The sequence below is a fragment of the Micromonospora sp. NPDC005252 genome (genome assembly GCF_042872475.1).
GTDB lineage: Bacteria > Actinomycetota > Actinomycetes > Mycobacteriales > Micromonosporaceae > Micromonospora.
In genome coordinates this window covers 498,162-514,119 of record NZ_JBIAKN010000004.1, presented here as the reverse complement: position 1 = coordinate 514,119, position 15,958 = coordinate 498,162, and the positions used below count along the sequence as shown (strand labels likewise).

Below are 15,958 nucleotides of genomic sequence, written 5' to 3'. Positions count from 1 at the left end.
TCGGTGTGTCGAGCTGTCAACCACGTGGTTGATGAAGACCTCCCGGTCCGGTTCGGACCAGCCGCAGCGATCGGGGCTGGTCGTGCCGACAAGGTTGATCGTCGAGTCGTCGACCTGCGAAGCTGCTGCGTGTGACTGATGCTTCCGAGCGTGAAGCGACGCCGGTGACCGTGGTGCGTGACGGAAAGCTGCGCGCGGCGGGGCTGCGCCTTGGCGACGCCATCGTCTACGACTGGGGATTTCACCTCGACAATCGACCGTATGAGCAGCGCAGCTTCGTGCTGCTCGATGACGGGTTCCAGATCAATCAGCCGGTCCTGTTCCCACCCGAGCAGCAGGGCTGGTGGTACTGCGACCTGGTACGAGTCATTGATCATGGGAGCGTGGTCACGGTCGACGACCTGTGGATCGACGTGATCGTCGGACCTGGCGACCATCCCTACCGGGTCCTGGATCTCGACGAGTACGCCACGGCCATGCAGGACGGCGCGCTCAGCGTGGGTGAGGCGACCGAGGGACTCATCCGTACCCAGCGTTTCCTTGATCGACGTCTCAACCGACGGCACGACCCGCAACGCTCCTGGCCGGACTTCCCACCGGCCAGTATCACCGACCTGCTGCACGTCGTATTTCCTCAAGACTGGTCCCTCATCGACGCCGGATGAAGGCCAGTCCCGCTCAGCTGAGCCGGATGACAGCGGCGACGAGGAGCGGGCTGGCCGTTCGCCGGGACGGGCGGCCGGGTCACGCCACGGCACGCCCGTCCACGGCTTCCACCAGATCCCGTTGACGACCTGAACGTGATCCCCTAGGCGTAGCTGAACAACGGGGGAAAGACGAGGACCACGATCCAGGCCCACGCTGCGTACACCGGCAGGTAGCCGGTCTGCCACCGTTCGAGCGCCACGAAGGGCGTACGCCGACGCAGGAAGCTCAGCAGGAGCCACGCCGACCACGCGAGGTTGACCAGCAGGATCACGTTCTCGCCGAGCGCTGCCGCCCGGTTGGGCGTACCGCCGTAGTTGTCGGTGATACGCCCGGTGATCTCCACCAGCACCAGCACGTCGATGGCCAACGCGCTGACCACGAGCGCGAGCTGGAGTTTGTCGAACGGGCCGGGCGGGGCCAGCGGATCGCGGGCCGAGAGCGAGTAGAGCAGCAGCCCCAGCACCACGACGAGCAGAAGGTCGAACAGGATCAACGCCTCGCGCTCGACGTCGATGCCGTGGCTGGTCCAGACGACTGCGACGAGGAAGGCGAGCAGGGCGGCGGTGAAGAGCGGGGTGAACAGCCGCGTGAGGACCGGCGCGATGTTCTCGACGACGCTCTGCTTGGCCTCGACGAGCCACCCGGCCACGACGACCGCGGCCGCGGCGCCGCAGGGCAGGAGCCACTGCGAGATGAACGCCTCCGGGACGATCCCGATGGCCGCGAAGGTGTTGAACAGGAACGCGGCGAGCACGCCGCCGCCGAGGGCCATCAGCACGAAGTAGATGAACCACTCGCCGGTGAAGCGGATGAAGTCCATGCGTCGACGCGACGAGCGCCAATCGTCGGCGACATAGGCCAGACCGACCACGAGCCACAGGGCGATCGGAAGGTGGATGCCGGTCACGACCACGGACTGCGAGTCGTCCGCCAGGGGGTAGACGTTCGCCGCCACGGCACCGAGGGCGAACAGCGCCACCAGCACCGCGATCACCACCGATCGGGCTCGCCGGCGCCAGGCCAGGAACGCCGCCAGCCAGGGCAGCGCGAACAGCGTGGCGTTGCGCGCGTAGAACGACCCGTCGTCGTCGAAGGTCAACCCGAACAGCGCGGGCACTTTGACGGACGCCACCGCGCCGGCCGCACAGGCCAGCATGACCCACAGGTCCCGCCGGGAGCGCGAGCCGGCGGCCGGGTTGCCGGAGTCGCCGGTCAGCACCAGTTGCTTCCACAGCCGTTCCGAATGCTCCCGGGCGAACTCGCGGGAGAGCTCGTCGAGACTGCCCATCCGCTTGACCGCGACCAGGAACGCCTCGTCCGGGCTCAGGCCCGCCGCGACGAGCTCGTCGACCGAGCCACGGAGGTGGTCTTCCAACTCGTCGGCGTCCACCGACTGCAGTTCCCGACGCCGGAGCACGTATCGGCGCCACTGTGCGAACTGCGCTTCCAGCTCCTCCGGCCCGTCGTGCGCCGTCATGCGAGGCCCCCCAGCGGGCGCACCGTCAGCGGCGTACGGTCGTGCCAGATCTCCTTGAGCGCGCCCACGACGGTGTCCCACTGCCGGCGCTGCTCGGCCAGCTCGGCCAGGCCCCGGTCGGTGATCCGGTAGTACTTGCGTTTGCGCTCACCGGCGACCGACTGCCAGCTCGCCTCCACATAGGCCAGGCGCTCAAGCCGGTGCAGCAGCGGGTACAACAGCCCCTCGGTCCAGTCCAACTCACCTCCGGACAGCTCGTTGATCCGCCGGAGGATGGCGTAGCCGTAGCTCTCCCCCTCGGCCAGTATGCCGAGCACCATCGGTGTCGCCGAAGCGGCAACCAGATCCTTAGCGACCTTCACGAGACCTCCCACCTCAACCCTAGAAGCACAATGCATAGTACTGCTAGGTATTTCCCGGGCGCAACGACTCCCCGGGGGTGCGCGGAAAACCCCTCGCACGTCGGTGGTCGATCCCGCGACAATCGCCAGCGTGCAGGAGATCGAGGTCGTCGTCGCCCACCAGGAGCGGGCGACCGTGCGCGTCGGCGACGTGTTCCTCAAGATCGACGCCGATCCGGGTCACGCGGACGTCGAGGTCGCGGCAATGGCCATGGCGCCCGTGCCAACTCCGGAGGTCCTGTGGCGCAACCCGCCTGTGCTCGCGCTCGCCGTCCTGCGCGGCAGGGCACTCGGCCGCCTCGGCGAGCCGTCGACCGCGCCCCCGACGGCGTGGGCCGCGGCGGGCGCCGCCGTACGGGCGTTGCACGACGCGCCGCTGCCACCCTGGCCCGGTCGGAGCCTCGACGAGCTGGCCGCGCAGCTCGACGGTGAGTGCCGGTGGCTCGTCGCGAACGGCGTTCTCCCCACCGACCTGGTCACCCGAAACCGCCACGTCGCCGAGGCTGCACTCCGGCCGTGGACACCGGTGTTCACGCACGGCGACCTGCAGGTCGCCCACGTGTTCGTCGACGGTGACGAGGTCACCGGCGTGCTCGACTGGTCCGAGGCGAGCCGGGGCGACGCCCTGTTCGACCTCGCCACGTTGACTCTCGGACACGAGGAGCACCTCGGCGACGTCGTGGCCGGCTACGGCGCAGACGTCGACCTCGACGTGATCCGGGCGTGGTGGTCGTTGCGCAGCCTGCTGGTGATCCGGTGGCTGGCCGAGCACGGCTTCGACCCCTCGGCGCCCGGCTGCGAGGTCGACGTGCTGCGGGCGCGGATGTGACGAACGTCAGGGGATGAGTCGGTCGAGCAGCTCGAACCGCTCGTACGGCTGGTTGTAGTCGCCGAAGTGCCCGTCGTCGCGCACGATCTGGGTGCCGCCGAGCCGCTCGAACATGGCGCGTCCCTGTCGGTCGTCGCAGCCGTACGGATCCGCGCGGGAGTTGATGAAGAAGATGTCGCGCACGTGCGACCGGATCGCGGCCCAGTCGTAGCTCTCCTTCAGGACCGGTTCCTCGCGGGTGTTGGGCCGGGTGCAGTAGCCGGCGACCAGGATCGCCTGGGCGACGGGCACCTCGACATGCTCCAGGAGCGCCAACAGCAGGGCCGCGCCGCCGGAGTGGCCCACCAGGACCGTGTCCTCGTCGAAGCGGCGCCCGTCGAGCACCGTCGGCAGGAACGTCGCGATCGGCTCGACGTTGACGCCCGGGAGGTGCGGCACCTCGACGGTGTAACCCCGAGCCTCGAGCCGCTCCGCCAGCCAGCGATACCAGACGACGTCCGGGTTACCGCCGGTCCCGTGGAAGATGATCGCTCTGCGTCCCACCATGCCCCCTTCGCATCGACATCGTGATCAAACCGCGTGACCCACAGAAGCGAGTGCGGCCTCAGGGGGCCGGCCGCTCCCCAGGTTCTAACGGCATCCGCATCCGCGGACAGCGGTCGCGTCCGGCGCCCTGTCACTAGGGTGATGGCTCCAACCGTTCGCGGTCGCGGGTGAGCTGGAGCCGCGTCGTTGCGTTGTGATGTGCCTGCCAGCCCATGTCAAGTGCCTGCCGGATGATCTTCGCGACCAAAGCCGGGGCGATCGGGCTCAGTTCGAACACTTCGGCCGCTCGGCCGGCAGGTGCGGTGATGATCGGTCCATAGTTCAGCCATGGGTCATCAAAGAACGCCATGACCTCCAATGCACCGCCGGGCCCGTCGCGCCAGACCTTGACCTTGACACGGCTCGGATCGACCAGTCCGACGGTCCATCGGTAGACGATGTCCTCGACGACGATGCTCCTGATTCGGGTACGCGCCACGGCGGAAGAGTAGGCACCGTCCGCGCAGTCCGGTAGCGAGGTACCGCTTCGCCAATCCGGCACCGCACCCTCCGATCACCTCGTTCTGCGCGCTGACCCAGACCGCAACTACATCCTCGCCGCACACATGGCTTCCGGGACACCCCCAGCGCTCGCGGCTCTGTCGAGTCGAGTGCGCTTGGGAGGCCGGCAAGCCATGGAGGGAGGCCGCGTCACTGCATAGCGGTCGCCGGGGGATGATCGAATGATTTGGGGCAGCGGAAGGTGTACAGCGAGTAGCCACGCCCGATCTGCACGCCGACGATGTCTGGGGACACGGTCGGGTTCTCCTCGGACGGGCGCCAGCTGCAATGCATGCCGTTCCAGTCGCCCGAGCCCACGGTGAAAATCAAGGTCATCGTGGTGCCGCAGGCAGCACAATCCATCGGGTACGGATCGGTCAGTGACCAGTTCGCGTACCCGCCGACCTTCCATCCCGGCGCCAGCGACAAGTCGGTCTGATACTGATAGTGGGACGGCTATCGTCTTCGTCCCACTCGTCGAGCCGCTCGCGCAGGTCATCGGGGAGTAGAGCGGCGTATTGGTACTCGCGAACCTGCTCGGGGTGCACCACGCACGGAACCGGCAGGTACATGTCGCTGATCACCGGCGGCTCGGGAGGCGCTTCGAGCAGCGGGCCGACGGCGGAACTGTCGCGCCAGAAGAGGAAGACGCGAGGGCTGTAGTGCCGGTCCGAGTGGTCCACCGGGCACCACAGCACCTGGAGCAGGTCGGTGCCGTCCGGACCGGCGTAGTCCGGGACATCATGTCGGTACAGCTGCGCGACCGGGACCAACGGGATGGGGTCCTCGATCAGGTCGTCCAGGTCCAATGCGTCGGCCGCATCGAGCTCGGCCCGCTCCTGCGCAGTCAAGAAGTCCCCGCCCGGCAGCGGCTCCCGGGCTTCTGCGGTCGCGAGGATCTCCCGCCTGCAGCGCAGGGCGGCCGGGGTGGCCAGGTTGTATGGCTCGTGCGCCCCGGCGTCGTCGCAGACCGGCCATACCTCGTCGGCCGGCCACAGCAGCGGTCCGCCGACCGAGCTGTCCCTAACGGTCGGAGCGCCGGGTCGGGGATGCAGGCGGGTAGCGGTGATGGAATGTTCCCGCAGTTCGGGGAAGAGCGCGGTGATGTCCAGGGGACGCGGAGGTGTGGTGCGGACCATAGAAGTAAACCTTATGGGCTGCGGTGTACCAGCAGGACCGCGCCGGTCTCCACGAGTGCGCCACAGACGACGACATGCATGACGGGATGAGAGCACCGGGATAGGACAAGCTCGGTCCAGCCCGAGGGCACGCGCACACATCCGGCTCCGCCAGGGACCAAGGCTGCGGATTCAGCGACCGGCGTCTGGCTCGGCCCTTAGCCACCGCACGATCGTCGCAAAGGGGTAGCAGATCACGATCGCTCCCCTGGCCGTTCGGTTTAGGGGCAGTTGCGGGGCGCGATCGAGCGCAGTCCGGGATAGCCTTGGCGCATATGGCTACCTATCGCAGCGCCTCAGTGCTTCTCTCCTCGGACGGCACCAGGACCCCTGGCACCGCCGCCCTCTTCGCCGAGCCCGCCCGCAAGGGTGGGATTCGACCGTGGGCAGGCGACTTCCGGCCCGCCAACAGCGCCGGCAACGGCCCCAAGAACGCGGTCGGGAAGGCCTTCACGTTGGAACTGCCCGACGGCAGCACCGGCAAGGTCGTGGTCCAGAGCCTCAAGAGCGGGAGGGGTGGCGTCGTGCTGGCGTTAATGGGCGAGGACACACCACCCTTCTGATCGAAACTGATCGCCGCCGACGTCACCGGCCCGAGCAGGCCCGCATGCGAGCCTGCTCGGCTCAGTCCAGTGTGACCACCCAGCGGGCGCCCTCGCCCCGCGCCAACCGGTCGAACGCGGTGGGCGCCTCGTCCAGCCCGATCGTGCCGCTGACCAGCACGCGCAGATCCAGTGCGCCGTCGGCGAGCTCGGTGGCCAGCGCCGGCACCTCCCGGTCCGGGTCGGACGAGCCGTACACCGAGGAGCGCAGCGTACGGGCGGAGTGGAAGATGTCGAGCGCGCCGAGGCTGACCATGTCGTCCTTGGCGCCCATGCCGACCACGGTGACCGCTCCCCCGCGCCGGGTGAGCCGCCACGCCGCCCGAATCGTGGCGGCCCGCCCGACGCACTCGAAGGCGTGGTCGACGCCGCGGCCCTCGGTGCGTGCCCGCACCTCCTTGGAGAGCCGGTCGTCGGAGAGCAGGAAGTCGGTGGCCCCGGCGGCGAGGGCCAGGTCCCGCTTCGCCTCGGCCACGTCGACGGCGAGGATCGTCGTGGCGCCGGCCCGGCGGGCTGCGGCGAGAACGGCGAGCCCGACCCCGCCGAGCCCGATGACGGCGACCGACTCGCCGGGCGCGACCCGGGCGGTGTTGCCGACCGCGCCGACGCCCGTGAGCACCGCGCAGCCGAGCAGCGCGGCCTGCTCGGCGGGCAGCCCGGCGGGGATCGGTACGACGGCGCTCTCCGGCACCACCACCGCCTCGGCGAGCGCGCCGAGACCCAGCGTGAGGTGCAGCCCGATGCCGTCCTCGGTCTCGCCGCGCGCCACGGTCGGGGCGGTGTTGGCGGCGCAGAGCCACGGCTCGTCGTGCCGGCACCACCAGCAGGTCCGGCAGGCGGGCGCCCAGTTGAGCACCACCGGCGTGCCGACCGGCAGCCGGGTGCCCGCCCCTGCCTCGGCCACCACGCCGGTCGCCTCGTGCCCGAGCACCAGCGGGAACGTCGCGGCCAGAGTGCCGTTGACCATGGACAGGTCGGAGTGGCAGACCCCGGCCGCCCGGATCGTCACCCGCACCTCGCCGGGGCCGGGCGCGGGCAGGCGTACCCGCTCGACCCGCAGCTCGGCGCCGGGCCCGCGCGCGACCAGCGCGCGGACGGTGACCGACCCGCCCGCCGGCTCAGCGCTGACCGCCGGCACGGCCGCCTGCTCCGCAGCCACCCCCGGTACGCCCGTCGGCTCGGCGGCGCTCATCGCTGGATCGCCTTCAGCTCGCAGAACTCGGCGAGCCCGTGCACGCCCAGCTCCCGGCCCAGGCCGGACTGCTTGTAGCCGCCGAAGGGCGCGAGTGGGTTGAACGCCGCGCCGTTGATGTCGACCGCGCCGGTCCGCAGCCGCCGCGCCACCGCGAGCGCCGCCTCGGTGTCGGCGGACCAGACCGCGCCGGCCAGCCCGTAGCGCGAGTTGTTGGCGATGGCGACGGCCTCGTCGGTGTCGTCGAACGGGAGAACGGCGAGCACCGGGCCGAAGACCTCCTCCTGGGCGAGCGCGCTGTCCGGGTGCACGTCGGCGAAGACGGTCGGGGCGACGAAGTGCCCCCGCGCCGGGACCGGGGCGTCCGGGCCACCGGCGACGAGGCGGGCGCCGTCGGCGAGAGCCCGCTCGACGTGGCCGCGCACCCGCGTCGCCTGGGCGGCGGAGACCAGGGGGCCGAGGCGGGTGGCCGGGTCGAACGGGTCGCCGACGCGGTAGCCGGCCACCGCCGTCGCGACCAGGTCGAGCGCCTCGGCGTACCGGTCGCGGTGCACCAGCATCCGGGTCCACGCCGTGCAGGTCTGGCCGGAGTTCATCAGGGCGTTGCCGACGCCGACCTTGACCGCGGCGGCCAGGTCGGCATCCTCGAGGATCACGTTGGCGGACTTGCCACCCAGCTCCAGCGCGACCCGGGCGATCCGGTCGGCGGCGAGTCGCATGATCCGGGTGCCGGTGGCGGTGGAGCCGGTGAACGAGACCAGGTCGACGTCGGGGTGCCCGGCGAGCGCCTCGCCGACCGCCGCGCCGGTGCCGGGGACCAGGTTGAGCACACCCGGCGGCAGACCGGCCTCGGTGACCGCGTCGAACAGCAGGTACGCGGTCAGCGGGGTCAGCTCGCTGGGCTTGAGCACGACCGTGCAGCCGGCGGCGAGCGCGGGCGCGACCTTCGCCATCACCTGGTGCAGGGGGTAGTTCCACGGGGTGATCGCGCCGACCACGCCGATCGGCTCGCGCACGACGAGGGAGTTGCCGATGGTCTCCTCGACCGGCGGCCGGGCGGCGAGCGCCACGTGGTCGCGCAGCACGATCAGCGGCAGCGCGACCTGCACGCGGGTGGCGAGCTTGAGCGGGGCGCCCAGCTCGACGGCGACGGTGCGGGCGAGGTCGTCGGCGCGCGCCGCGAGCGCGGCGTGCAGCCGGTCGAGGTACGCGGACCGTTCGGCGGGCGCGGTGGCCGCCCAGCCGGGAAAGGCGGCGCGGGCGGCGGCGACGGCGGCGTCCACATCGGCCGCGGTGCCGGCGGGCACCTGACCGATCAGCTCGCCGGTGCTCGGGTTCTCCACGTCGATCACGTCGGTGCCGGCGGGAGACGTCCACTCGCCGCCGATGTGCGGGTGGCGCCGGAGGCGCAGGGCATCGGGCAGCAGCGACGGCGGGGCGGCGAGGTCCATGGCGTCCCTTCCGGGGTGGCGACGGGCGATGGGGGCGGGCTGAGCGGCGGGCGAAGGCGACGGGTCGCGGCGGGCGATGAAACTAGCGCTGGGAGTTTGGACGCTACCCGCTGGACCGCCCGGACTCCACCGGCCCGACGGTGCGGACGTACTCGGCGGCCAGGCCGTGCAGCAGCGCGTCCAGGCCGAGGGCGAAGGCGCCCTCGTCCACGCTCTGCTGGTGCTCGGCGAGCCGGTGCGCCTGGCGCAGGTGCGGGTAGTGCGCGGCGTACAGCTCGGGATCCTCGACGAAGCCGCGGGCGAACGAGCCGAGCGCCGAGCCGGCCACGAAGTAGCGCAGCGCCGCGCCGATGTGGGTGGCGCGGGCCGGTGGCCACCCGGCGCGGACCAGGCCGCCGTAGACCGCGTCGGCCATGGCGAGGGCGGCCGGCCGGCGACCGGGCCCCTGGGCCAGGTACGGCACGATGTTCGGGTGCGCGGTGAGCGCCCGCCGGTACGACCAGGCCCAGTCGCGCAGCGCGCCGGCCCAGTCCCGGCCCGTGAAGCCGCTGATGTCGACGGCGCCGGTCACCGTGTCGGCGACCGCGTCGAGGATCTCGTCCTTGGTGGCGAAGTGGTTGTAGAGCGACGGGCCCTGCACGCCCAGCGCGGCGGCGAGTCGACGGGTGGAGAGCGCGGGCAGACCCTCGGCGTCGATGAGCGCCGTGGCGGTGTCGACGATCAGCTGCCGGGTGAGCCGGGGCTGGCGGGGTCGGGGCACTGCGCTCCTCGCGAGTCGGCGACGTAGGGTCTGGACGCATCAAAACTTACACCGCTAGTTTAGGGGTGACCGGCCGCGCCGACGCCAGGAGGACCACCGTGGACTTTTCGCTCACCGACGAGGAGCGGGCGGTACGGGACACCGTCCGGTCGTTCATCCGCCGCGAGGTGATGCCCCTGGAGGCGGAGGTGCTGCGCCGCGAGCGGGCGCACCAACCGGGCCTGGATCACTCCGAGGTGCGCGAGCTGCAACTCAAGGCGCGCAAGTTCGGCTTCTGGGGCCTGGCGACCCCCGAGGAGTACGGCGGGATGAACCTGCCGGCCGTCCTCCAGTCGTTGATCTGGACGGAGCTGGGCCACACGTTCGTGCCGTTCCGCTTCGGTGGCGAGGCGGACAACATCCTGTTCCACGCCACCGAGGAGCAGAAGCAGGAATTCCTCATTCCGACGATCGAGGGCGAGCGGCGGTCCTGCTTCGCGATCACCGAACCGGGCGCCGGCTCGGACGCGGCGAACATCCGGCTCTCCGCCCGCCGCGACGGCGACGACTGGATCCTCGACGGCGAGAAGACCTTCATCACCGGCGGCCACGACGCCGACTTCGCCATCGTCGTCGCGGTGACCGACCGGGAGAAGGGCGCCCGCAACGGCGGCGCGACCGCGTTCCTGGTCGACCGGGCGATGGGCTGGCGCTCGGAGTTCATCCAGACCATGGGCGAGGGCGGGCCCGCGTCGCTGATCTTCGACGGTGTACGCGTGCCGCACCGCAACATCCTCGGCGAGATCGGGCAGGGCTTCACCCTCGGCATGGAGTGGATCGGCAAGGGCCGCTACACCATCCCGTCGCACGCCATCGGCATCGCCGAGCGGGTCCTGCAGATGGCGATCGACTACGCCAACACCCGCGAGACGTTCGGCGCGAAGATCGGCACCAACCAGGCCATCCAGTGGATGATCGCCGACTCGGAGACCGAGTTGGAGGCGGCCCGCTGGCTGGTGCTGCGTTCCGCGTGGACGGTCGACCAGGGCCTCGACCCGCGGCACGCGTCGTCGATGGGCAAGCTCTACGGCGCCGGCATGGTCAACCGGGTGGTCGACAGGGTGCTCCAGATCCACGGTGGCATGGGCTACACCCGGGAGCTGCCCATCGAGCGCTGGTACCGGCAGGTGCGGCTCTACCGCATCTTCGAGGGCACCGACGAAATGCAGCGGCTGATCATCTCGCGAGACCTGCTGCGCGGGTACACGAAGATCGGTGGCCACCTGGCCTGAACCGCGTCACCCCGCCAGCGCCTCCAGGGCGGCGTCCACATCGGCCTCGGTGGAGTAGAGGTGGAACGAGGCGCGGACCCGCCCGGCGCGCACCGCCGCCCGGATGCCGGCCGCGGCGAGACGCTGCTCCGCGCCGGGCACCTCGACGGTGACGATGGCGCTGTCCCCCGGCGGCCGGCCCAGGCCGGTCAGGAACCGGTTGGCCAGTGCCACGTCGTGCTCCTGGATCGCCGGCACGCCGATCTCGGCGACCAGCTCCATGGCGGGGGCCGCGCCGACCCAGCTGAACCAGGCCGGCGAGATGTCGAACCGGCGGGCGTCGTCGGCCAGCCGCAGCGGCGGGCCGTAGTAGGAGGCGTGCGGGTCGTGGCCCGCGTACCAGCCGGCGGCGTCCGGGCGCAGGCGCTCGCGCAGCGCCGGGGCCAGATAGGTGTACGCGGTGCCGCGCGGGTTCATCAGCCACTTGTAGCCGCCCACGGCCACCACGTCGGCCCGGCTGCCATCGAACGGCAGCCACCCGCACGCCTGGGTCGCGTCCACCACCACCAGCGCGTCGTGTGCGCGGGCCGCGGCCACGATCTCGTCGTACGCGGCGACCGAGCCGTCGGCCGACTGCACCAGGCTGAACGCGACGAGGTCGGTGTCGGCGTCGATCGCGTCGACCAGCCGGTCCGCCGGCACCGTGCGGACCGTGACGCCGCGCTCCTCCTGAACCAGCCAGGGGAACAGGTTCGAGGTGAACTCGATCTCCGGAACGACCACGGTGGCCCCCGCCGGCAGCCCCGCCGCCACCGGCGCCAGCATCTGGGAGACGGTCGCGCCGACCGCCACGTCACTGGCCGGCACGCCGATCAGACCGGCGAACGCGTTCCGGGAACGCTGCACCGAGTCGCCCCAGCCCTCCCATGACGTGCTGCCGACCCGCCAGGCGGCCAGGGCCTCCTGCAACGCCGTCCAGGCCGGCTCGGGCGGCAACCCGTAGGAGGCCGTGTTCAACCAGCCGGGCTCCGGCTTCCACAACTGCTGTGCCTGCGCGATCTCCATGCCACCGACGCTAGGCGGGCTCGTCGCGCAGGGGCACGGCCAATCGGAGTCCTGCGGCCTGCGGGCTCCCGGCGGCGGACTGCCGGCGGTTCGCGGGCTTGCGGGCTGCGCCCGGCACCCCGCACCCGGCGCCCGCCGCTCGCCACCCGGAGCCGGGCACCGGGAAGGGCGTAATGACTCTCAGGTATAGATATGACTCTGAGGTATGTCGCTCACGACCAACCTGCCTCAGAGGCGACCAGCCAGGCGCGGGCGGCGACGTCATCGACGCCGGTTCGCGTCCGGCGGGTGGATCCGGGTGAGGCTGTCGGCGAGGCCGGCGAGCCATCGATCGACCTCCACCAGGTGCCGTACCGCCGAGGAGTCGACGTCGCCGAGCAGCGGACGGACCCGGTCCACCTCGTCGACACAGTCGGTCGGGGCCGGCACCGGGCCCGCGGCCCGGCCCTGTGCCACCTCTCCGGCCAGCTCGTCGTACGCCGAGCGCAGTTGCCCGGCCGCGTCCCGCAGCAGGGCCGCCGCCGCCGGCCAGCCGGCGAGGCAGCCGGGCGGGTTGCGCCGCAGCAGCGACTCGGCGCCGGGCACCACGTGCTGTCCGGCACCCAGGACGGCGTCCCAGTTCACGCGTGCGCGCTGCGGGTCGTGGCGCTCGGAGTGGTACTGGCAGTAGGACGAGTCGACCAGGACCATCCGCTGGCGGACCCGATCGAGGTCGTCCTCGGGCGGCGGGGCGTCGCCGAGCACCGCCTCGACGGTCCGCTCGACCGCGTCCCCGCTGGCCGTCAGGTAACGCGCGGCGTTGTGGCGCAGGTCGCGGCTCGCACCGCGCGGCCACATGGCGACGCCGGCGAGCACACCGATCACCGCGCCGAGCCCGACGTCGACCAGCCGGGCCTCGGCGAGCCGCCAACCCTCGGGGCTGAGCTGACTGAACACGACCGTCAGCAGCAGGGTGAACAGCGCCTGTTGCCACACCGGGCCCAGCAGCCGACCGACACCGAACGCCAGCAGCAGCGTGACCGGCAGAACGACGGCGTACACGACAGGGTCCTCGACGAGGAGCACCAGCAGGCCACTGACGACGACGCCCGCGATCGTGCCGAGCACTGCGGGTCGCAGCGCGGTGCGCGTGTCGGCGGCCGAGGTCCGCAGGACCGTGAGTGTCGCCAGGAGCACCCAGAAGCCGTGGTTGAGCTGCAACACCCCGGCAGCCACCCGGGCGACCGACAGCGCCACGGCCAGCCGAAGCGCGCTGTGCAGGTGTGCGGAGCTGGGAGCAAGGTGGGAGCGGAACTGCCACCAGTACAGCGTCCACGGGCTGTGTCGCGCGTACCCGAAAAGTCTGGGGTATGCCTCGCCTCCGGCGGGCCGCGCCCCGGCGGCGACCCGGGCACCGACGGCGAAGACCCGCACCTGGTCGGCGAGGGCCAGCGCGGTCGCGTCCCGGCACATCCGGGGTACGTCCGGCGCGTCGGCGCCGCCACCTCGCCCCACCGGGTAGGCGGCCTCGGCCGCGCGGATCGCGACGTCCAGGCCAGCGAGGTCGACCGGCGGCGCACCCGGTGACAGGCTCCGGCCGGCGGCCCGGGTCGTCTCAGCGCAGGTGCGCACCAGCCGCGCCGCCGCCAGCTCTCCGATCGGCTCCGGCGGGGCGTCCCCCGCGAGCCGGTCCGCCTCGGCGAGCACCTCCCGCAGCGCCGCCGCCGAGATCCGCAGAGCCCGGTCCTGGGCGCCCGCCGCGGTCGGCGCCCGCTCCGGCGGGTTGCGGCCCAGACCGAGCGGGGCCACCAGGTCGTACGCCCGCGCGCGCCGGCTGTCCCGACCACCGTGACCGGCGTGCGGGTCGGTCAGCGCGTCGGCGGCGTCGTCGAGGAACGCCCCGACGCCGTCCGCCGCCCGGGTGAGCAGCTGCCGGAAGGTGACCGGCACCGGATCGGGCCAGAGCAGCACCTCGGCCGCGGCGAACAGCACGACCGCGAGCGTGACCCCGCCCAGTCGCTGCGGCAGGGTGTCCGGTTGGTACGGCGGAAAGGACGCCAGAATGTAGAAGAGCTGGAACGCGCTGGCCAGACCCACCAGGCGTGGATTCCCGACCCCCGCGAACGCCACGACGAACCCGACGACAAGCATCCCGCCGGCCGCCGCCCACGTGCTCCACGCCAGCAGCGTGCCGGCCGCGATCAGCGCCCAGACCGCCGGCAGCGACGTGACGAGGATCCGCGCCCGCTGCGGCGCCGGACCGGGCAACTGGGCGAACGACCCGGCGGCGATCGCGCCGAACAGCCCGTACGTGGCGAGCACCGGGCTGCCCGCCCCGTACCGGCAGGCGTAGAAGATGACGGACGCGACGAGCGTCAGGCGCACCGCGCGCCGCAGGACGGCGTCCCCCGGGTCACGGCGGCGCAGCCGGCCAAGGAGGCTGGTTGCGAGCACGCCTGCTCCCCCGGTTCGTCGCGGCACCCCTTCCCGACCCACCATTCTCCACCGCACCCCGCCACGGGCTGCGGGTTTGGCGACGAATCACCGCCGAGAGCGGCCGCGCAGGCCGAAGCGGAGCGCCCGGAACAGGGTGCCGGGGCGGCTCAGGGCGGCCGGGTGGTCGAGCATTGTGGTCACCCGCCCCAACCGGGCGTTGAGCACCGGGTCGGTGAGCGACGCCCGGAAGAGCAGATCGCCGAACCACTTGGTGACCCGGTAACCGGGCGGGTACGGCCCGTCGACGTGCGGCAGCTCGATGTCGGCGGTGGTGGAGACCTGCCAGGCGGCGTCGACCACCACGCGGACCTGGTCGAAGTACGCCCGCGCGGGCTCGTCGTGCGGCTTCGGCCCGGACCGCAGATAGTTTGACAGGCAGGAGGCGTGCAGCGTCGCGGAGGTCATGCCCTGGCCGTACACCGGGTTGAAGGACGCGACCGCGTCACCGGCGGCGACCAACCCGGCGGGCAGGCGGTCGAGCTCATGGAAGTCGCGGCGTCGGCTGTCCGCCTGGTGGTACGTGACCACCGGGCCGAGCATCTCCCCGTGTTCGGCGATGTCACCGAACATCTGCGGGTAGTGCTCCCGGCAGCGGGTGGTGAAGTCGGCGACATCGCGGCTGGGCCGGTCCCCGTCGTAGCCGGCGACCAGCATGATCCAACGGTCCCCTTCGACCGAGTTGATCCCGCCGATCCGGGCGGTACGCCCCTTGCCCGCCATGGTGTGGAAGACCGCCACCCAAGCGTCGCTGACCTTCTCGTCGCGCTTGTAGAGCGCCGTCGCGTAGTTCAGCTTGATCGGCATACGGTGCATCGGCGGGCGCGGCCACCCCTCCTCGGCCAGCCAGTCACTCAACCGGCTGGACCGGCCCATCGCGTCCACCACCAGGTCCGCCGTTTCGACGACCGGCTCGCTGCCGCCCTCGGGCACGTACCGGGCGCCGGTGACGCGCCGCTCGTCGAAGAGGAGGCCCTCGGCCCGGCCGTACACCATCTGGATGTTGTCGACGGCGAGGGTCCGCCGACGGACCAGCGCCTCCAGGAACGGACGCGTGGTGATCAACGCCGGCCCGGTGCCGGTCGCTGCCGGCGGCAGACCCAGTACGCCGTTGATGAAGACCTTCGCGGTGCCCTGGTCGCGCGGCGGCGGAGGGGCGCCGAGCGCCAGCGCCTCGTCGGCGATGCCGGGAAACCAGCGTTCCAACTGGACCTGGCCGGCGGGCAGCAGCGCGTGCACCTGGCTGCCCTGGGGCACCCCCGGCCGAGGCCCGGCGTCGACATTGGACGGATCCCGTTCGATGATCAGCACTTCCTCGGCGTGATCGCTCAAAACCCGGGCCGCCAGCAACCCGGCCATGCTGCCGCCGAGCACCACCGCTCGCCGCATGACCACTCTGGTCTCGGCCGGTCGTTCGGCCGTCGCTATCTCCGCGAAGAGCCGGGACGGAGAGGGGGCCATGCGATCACTCCTCGAACGGTCGGGAA

At 71.8% G+C, this 15,958-nt stretch carries 16 protein-coding genes; 4 read left to right on the top strand and 12 right to left on the bottom strand.

What is annotated here, in order from left to right; genetic code table 11:
• The first annotated feature begins 131 nt into the window (after window positions 1-131).
• A complete protein-coding gene (locus ACFYPH_RS15400) occupies window positions 132-665 on the top strand; it encodes a DUF402 domain-containing protein (protein ID WP_387182174.1) in 534 nt (177 codons plus the stop codon).
• A 143-nt stretch (window positions 666-808) separates the two neighbouring features.
• On the opposite strand, the gene ACFYPH_RS15395 is transcribed toward ACFYPH_RS15400, so the two are convergent.
• Together ACFYPH_RS15395 and ACFYPH_RS15390 are read right to left on the bottom strand one after the other, a co-directional pair.
• Window positions 809-2,185 carry a permease prefix domain 1-containing protein gene (locus tag ACFYPH_RS15395; RefSeq protein ID WP_387182171.1) on the bottom strand — a complete coding sequence of 459 codons (1,377 nt, stop codon included), beginning with the start codon at window positions 2,183-2,185 and terminating at the stop codon, window positions 809-811.
• A complete protein-coding gene (locus tag ACFYPH_RS15390; protein ID WP_354856007.1) occupies window positions 2,182-2,547 on the bottom strand; it encodes a PadR family transcriptional regulator in 366 nt (121 codons plus the stop codon). The genes ACFYPH_RS15395 and ACFYPH_RS15390 overlap by 4 nt, the downstream gene beginning before the upstream one ends.
• A 130-nt stretch (window positions 2,548-2,677) precedes the next feature.
• On the opposite strand from ACFYPH_RS15390, the gene ACFYPH_RS15385 reads away from it, so the two are divergent.
• Complete coding sequence (locus tag ACFYPH_RS15385) at window positions 2,678-3,415, top strand: phosphotransferase (RefSeq protein WP_354856006.1); 738 nt, start codon at window positions 2,678-2,680, stop codon at window positions 3,413-3,415.
• A 6-nt stretch (window positions 3,416-3,421) separates the two neighbouring features.
• Here ACFYPH_RS15385 and ACFYPH_RS15380 read toward each other — a convergent pair whose 3' ends face one another.
• The 4 genes from ACFYPH_RS15380 to ACFYPH_RS15365 form a co-directional block, all read right to left on the bottom strand.
• Complete coding sequence (locus tag ACFYPH_RS15380; protein WP_387182167.1) at window positions 3,422-3,961, bottom strand: RBBP9/YdeN family alpha/beta hydrolase; 540 nt, start codon at window positions 3,959-3,961, stop codon at window positions 3,422-3,424.
• A gap of 133 nt (window positions 3,962-4,094) precedes the next feature.
• On the bottom strand, window positions 4,095-4,439 hold the full coding sequence (locus tag ACFYPH_RS15375) for a hypothetical protein (protein ID WP_355065723.1): 345 nt from the start codon (window positions 4,437-4,439) through the stop codon (window positions 4,095-4,097).
• A gap of 212 nt (window positions 4,440-4,651) precedes the next feature.
• Window positions 4,652-4,930 (bottom strand): hypothetical protein, encoded by a 279-nt coding sequence (locus ACFYPH_RS15370; protein WP_387182164.1) that lies wholly within the window; start codon window positions 4,928-4,930, stop codon window positions 4,652-4,654.
• Window positions 4,879-5,640 (bottom strand): hypothetical protein, encoded by a 762-nt coding sequence (locus tag ACFYPH_RS15365; protein ID WP_387182161.1) that lies wholly within the window; start codon window positions 5,638-5,640, stop codon window positions 4,879-4,881. The genes ACFYPH_RS15370 and ACFYPH_RS15365 overlap by 52 nt, the downstream gene beginning before the upstream one ends.
• A gap of 314 nt (window positions 5,641-5,954) precedes the next feature.
• On the opposite strand from ACFYPH_RS15365, the gene ACFYPH_RS15360 reads away from it, so the two are divergent.
• The gene (locus tag ACFYPH_RS15360; RefSeq protein ID WP_354856002.1) at window positions 5,955-6,242 is read left to right on the top strand and encodes a hypothetical protein; all 288 of its coding nucleotides are present in this window, start codon (window positions 5,955-5,957) and stop codon (window positions 6,240-6,242) included.
• A 61-nt stretch (window positions 6,243-6,303) separates the two neighbouring features.
• Here ACFYPH_RS15360 and ACFYPH_RS15355 read toward each other — a convergent pair whose 3' ends face one another.
• The 3 genes from ACFYPH_RS15355 to ACFYPH_RS15345 all read right to left on the bottom strand — a co-directional run bounded on the left by ACFYPH_RS15355 (window position 6,304) and on the right by ACFYPH_RS15345 (window position 9,684).
• Complete coding sequence (locus ACFYPH_RS15355) at window positions 6,304-7,473, bottom strand: alcohol dehydrogenase catalytic domain-containing protein (protein WP_387182158.1); 1,170 nt, start codon at window positions 7,471-7,473, stop codon at window positions 6,304-6,306.
• On the bottom strand, window positions 7,470-8,924 hold the full coding sequence (locus tag ACFYPH_RS15350; protein ID WP_387182155.1) for an aldehyde dehydrogenase family protein: 1,455 nt from the start codon (window positions 8,922-8,924) through the stop codon (window positions 7,470-7,472). Before ACFYPH_RS15350 ends, ACFYPH_RS15355 begins: the two co-directional genes overlap by 4 nt.
• 103 nt (window positions 8,925-9,027) lie before the next feature.
• Window positions 9,028-9,684, bottom strand: coding sequence for a TetR/AcrR family transcriptional regulator C-terminal domain-containing protein (locus ACFYPH_RS15345; RefSeq protein ID WP_355136324.1), 657 nt, complete (start codon window positions 9,682-9,684; stop codon window positions 9,028-9,030).
• A 98-nt stretch (window positions 9,685-9,782) separates the two neighbouring features.
• Here ACFYPH_RS15345 and ACFYPH_RS15340 point away from each other — a divergent pair, with 98 nt between their 5' ends.
• Window positions 9,783-10,955: an acyl-CoA dehydrogenase family protein gene (locus ACFYPH_RS15340; RefSeq protein WP_354855998.1), complete on the top strand. Its 1,173-nt coding sequence runs from the start codon at window positions 9,783-9,785 to the stop codon at window positions 10,953-10,955.
• Window positions 10,956-10,961: 6 nt separating this feature from the next.
• Here the strand turns inward: ACFYPH_RS15340 and ACFYPH_RS15335 are convergent, their stop codons facing one another.
• From ACFYPH_RS15335 to ACFYPH_RS15325, 3 genes are all read right to left on the bottom strand, one after another.
• Window positions 10,962-11,999 carry an aminotransferase class V-fold PLP-dependent enzyme gene (locus tag ACFYPH_RS15335; RefSeq protein WP_387182147.1) on the bottom strand — a complete coding sequence of 346 codons (1,038 nt, stop codon included), beginning with the start codon at window positions 11,997-11,999 and terminating at the stop codon, window positions 10,962-10,964.
• A gap of 261 nt (window positions 12,000-12,260) precedes the next feature.
• Window positions 12,261-14,432 (bottom strand): FUSC family protein, encoded by a 2,172-nt coding sequence (locus ACFYPH_RS15330; protein ID WP_387182143.1) that lies wholly within the window; start codon window positions 14,430-14,432, stop codon window positions 12,261-12,263.
• Window positions 14,433-14,519: 87 nt separating this feature from the next.
• A complete protein-coding gene (locus ACFYPH_RS15325) occupies window positions 14,520-15,932 on the bottom strand; it encodes an FAD-dependent oxidoreductase (RefSeq protein WP_387182141.1) in 1,413 nt (470 codons plus the stop codon).
• Between the last annotated feature and the right edge of the window lie 26 nt (window positions 15,933-15,958).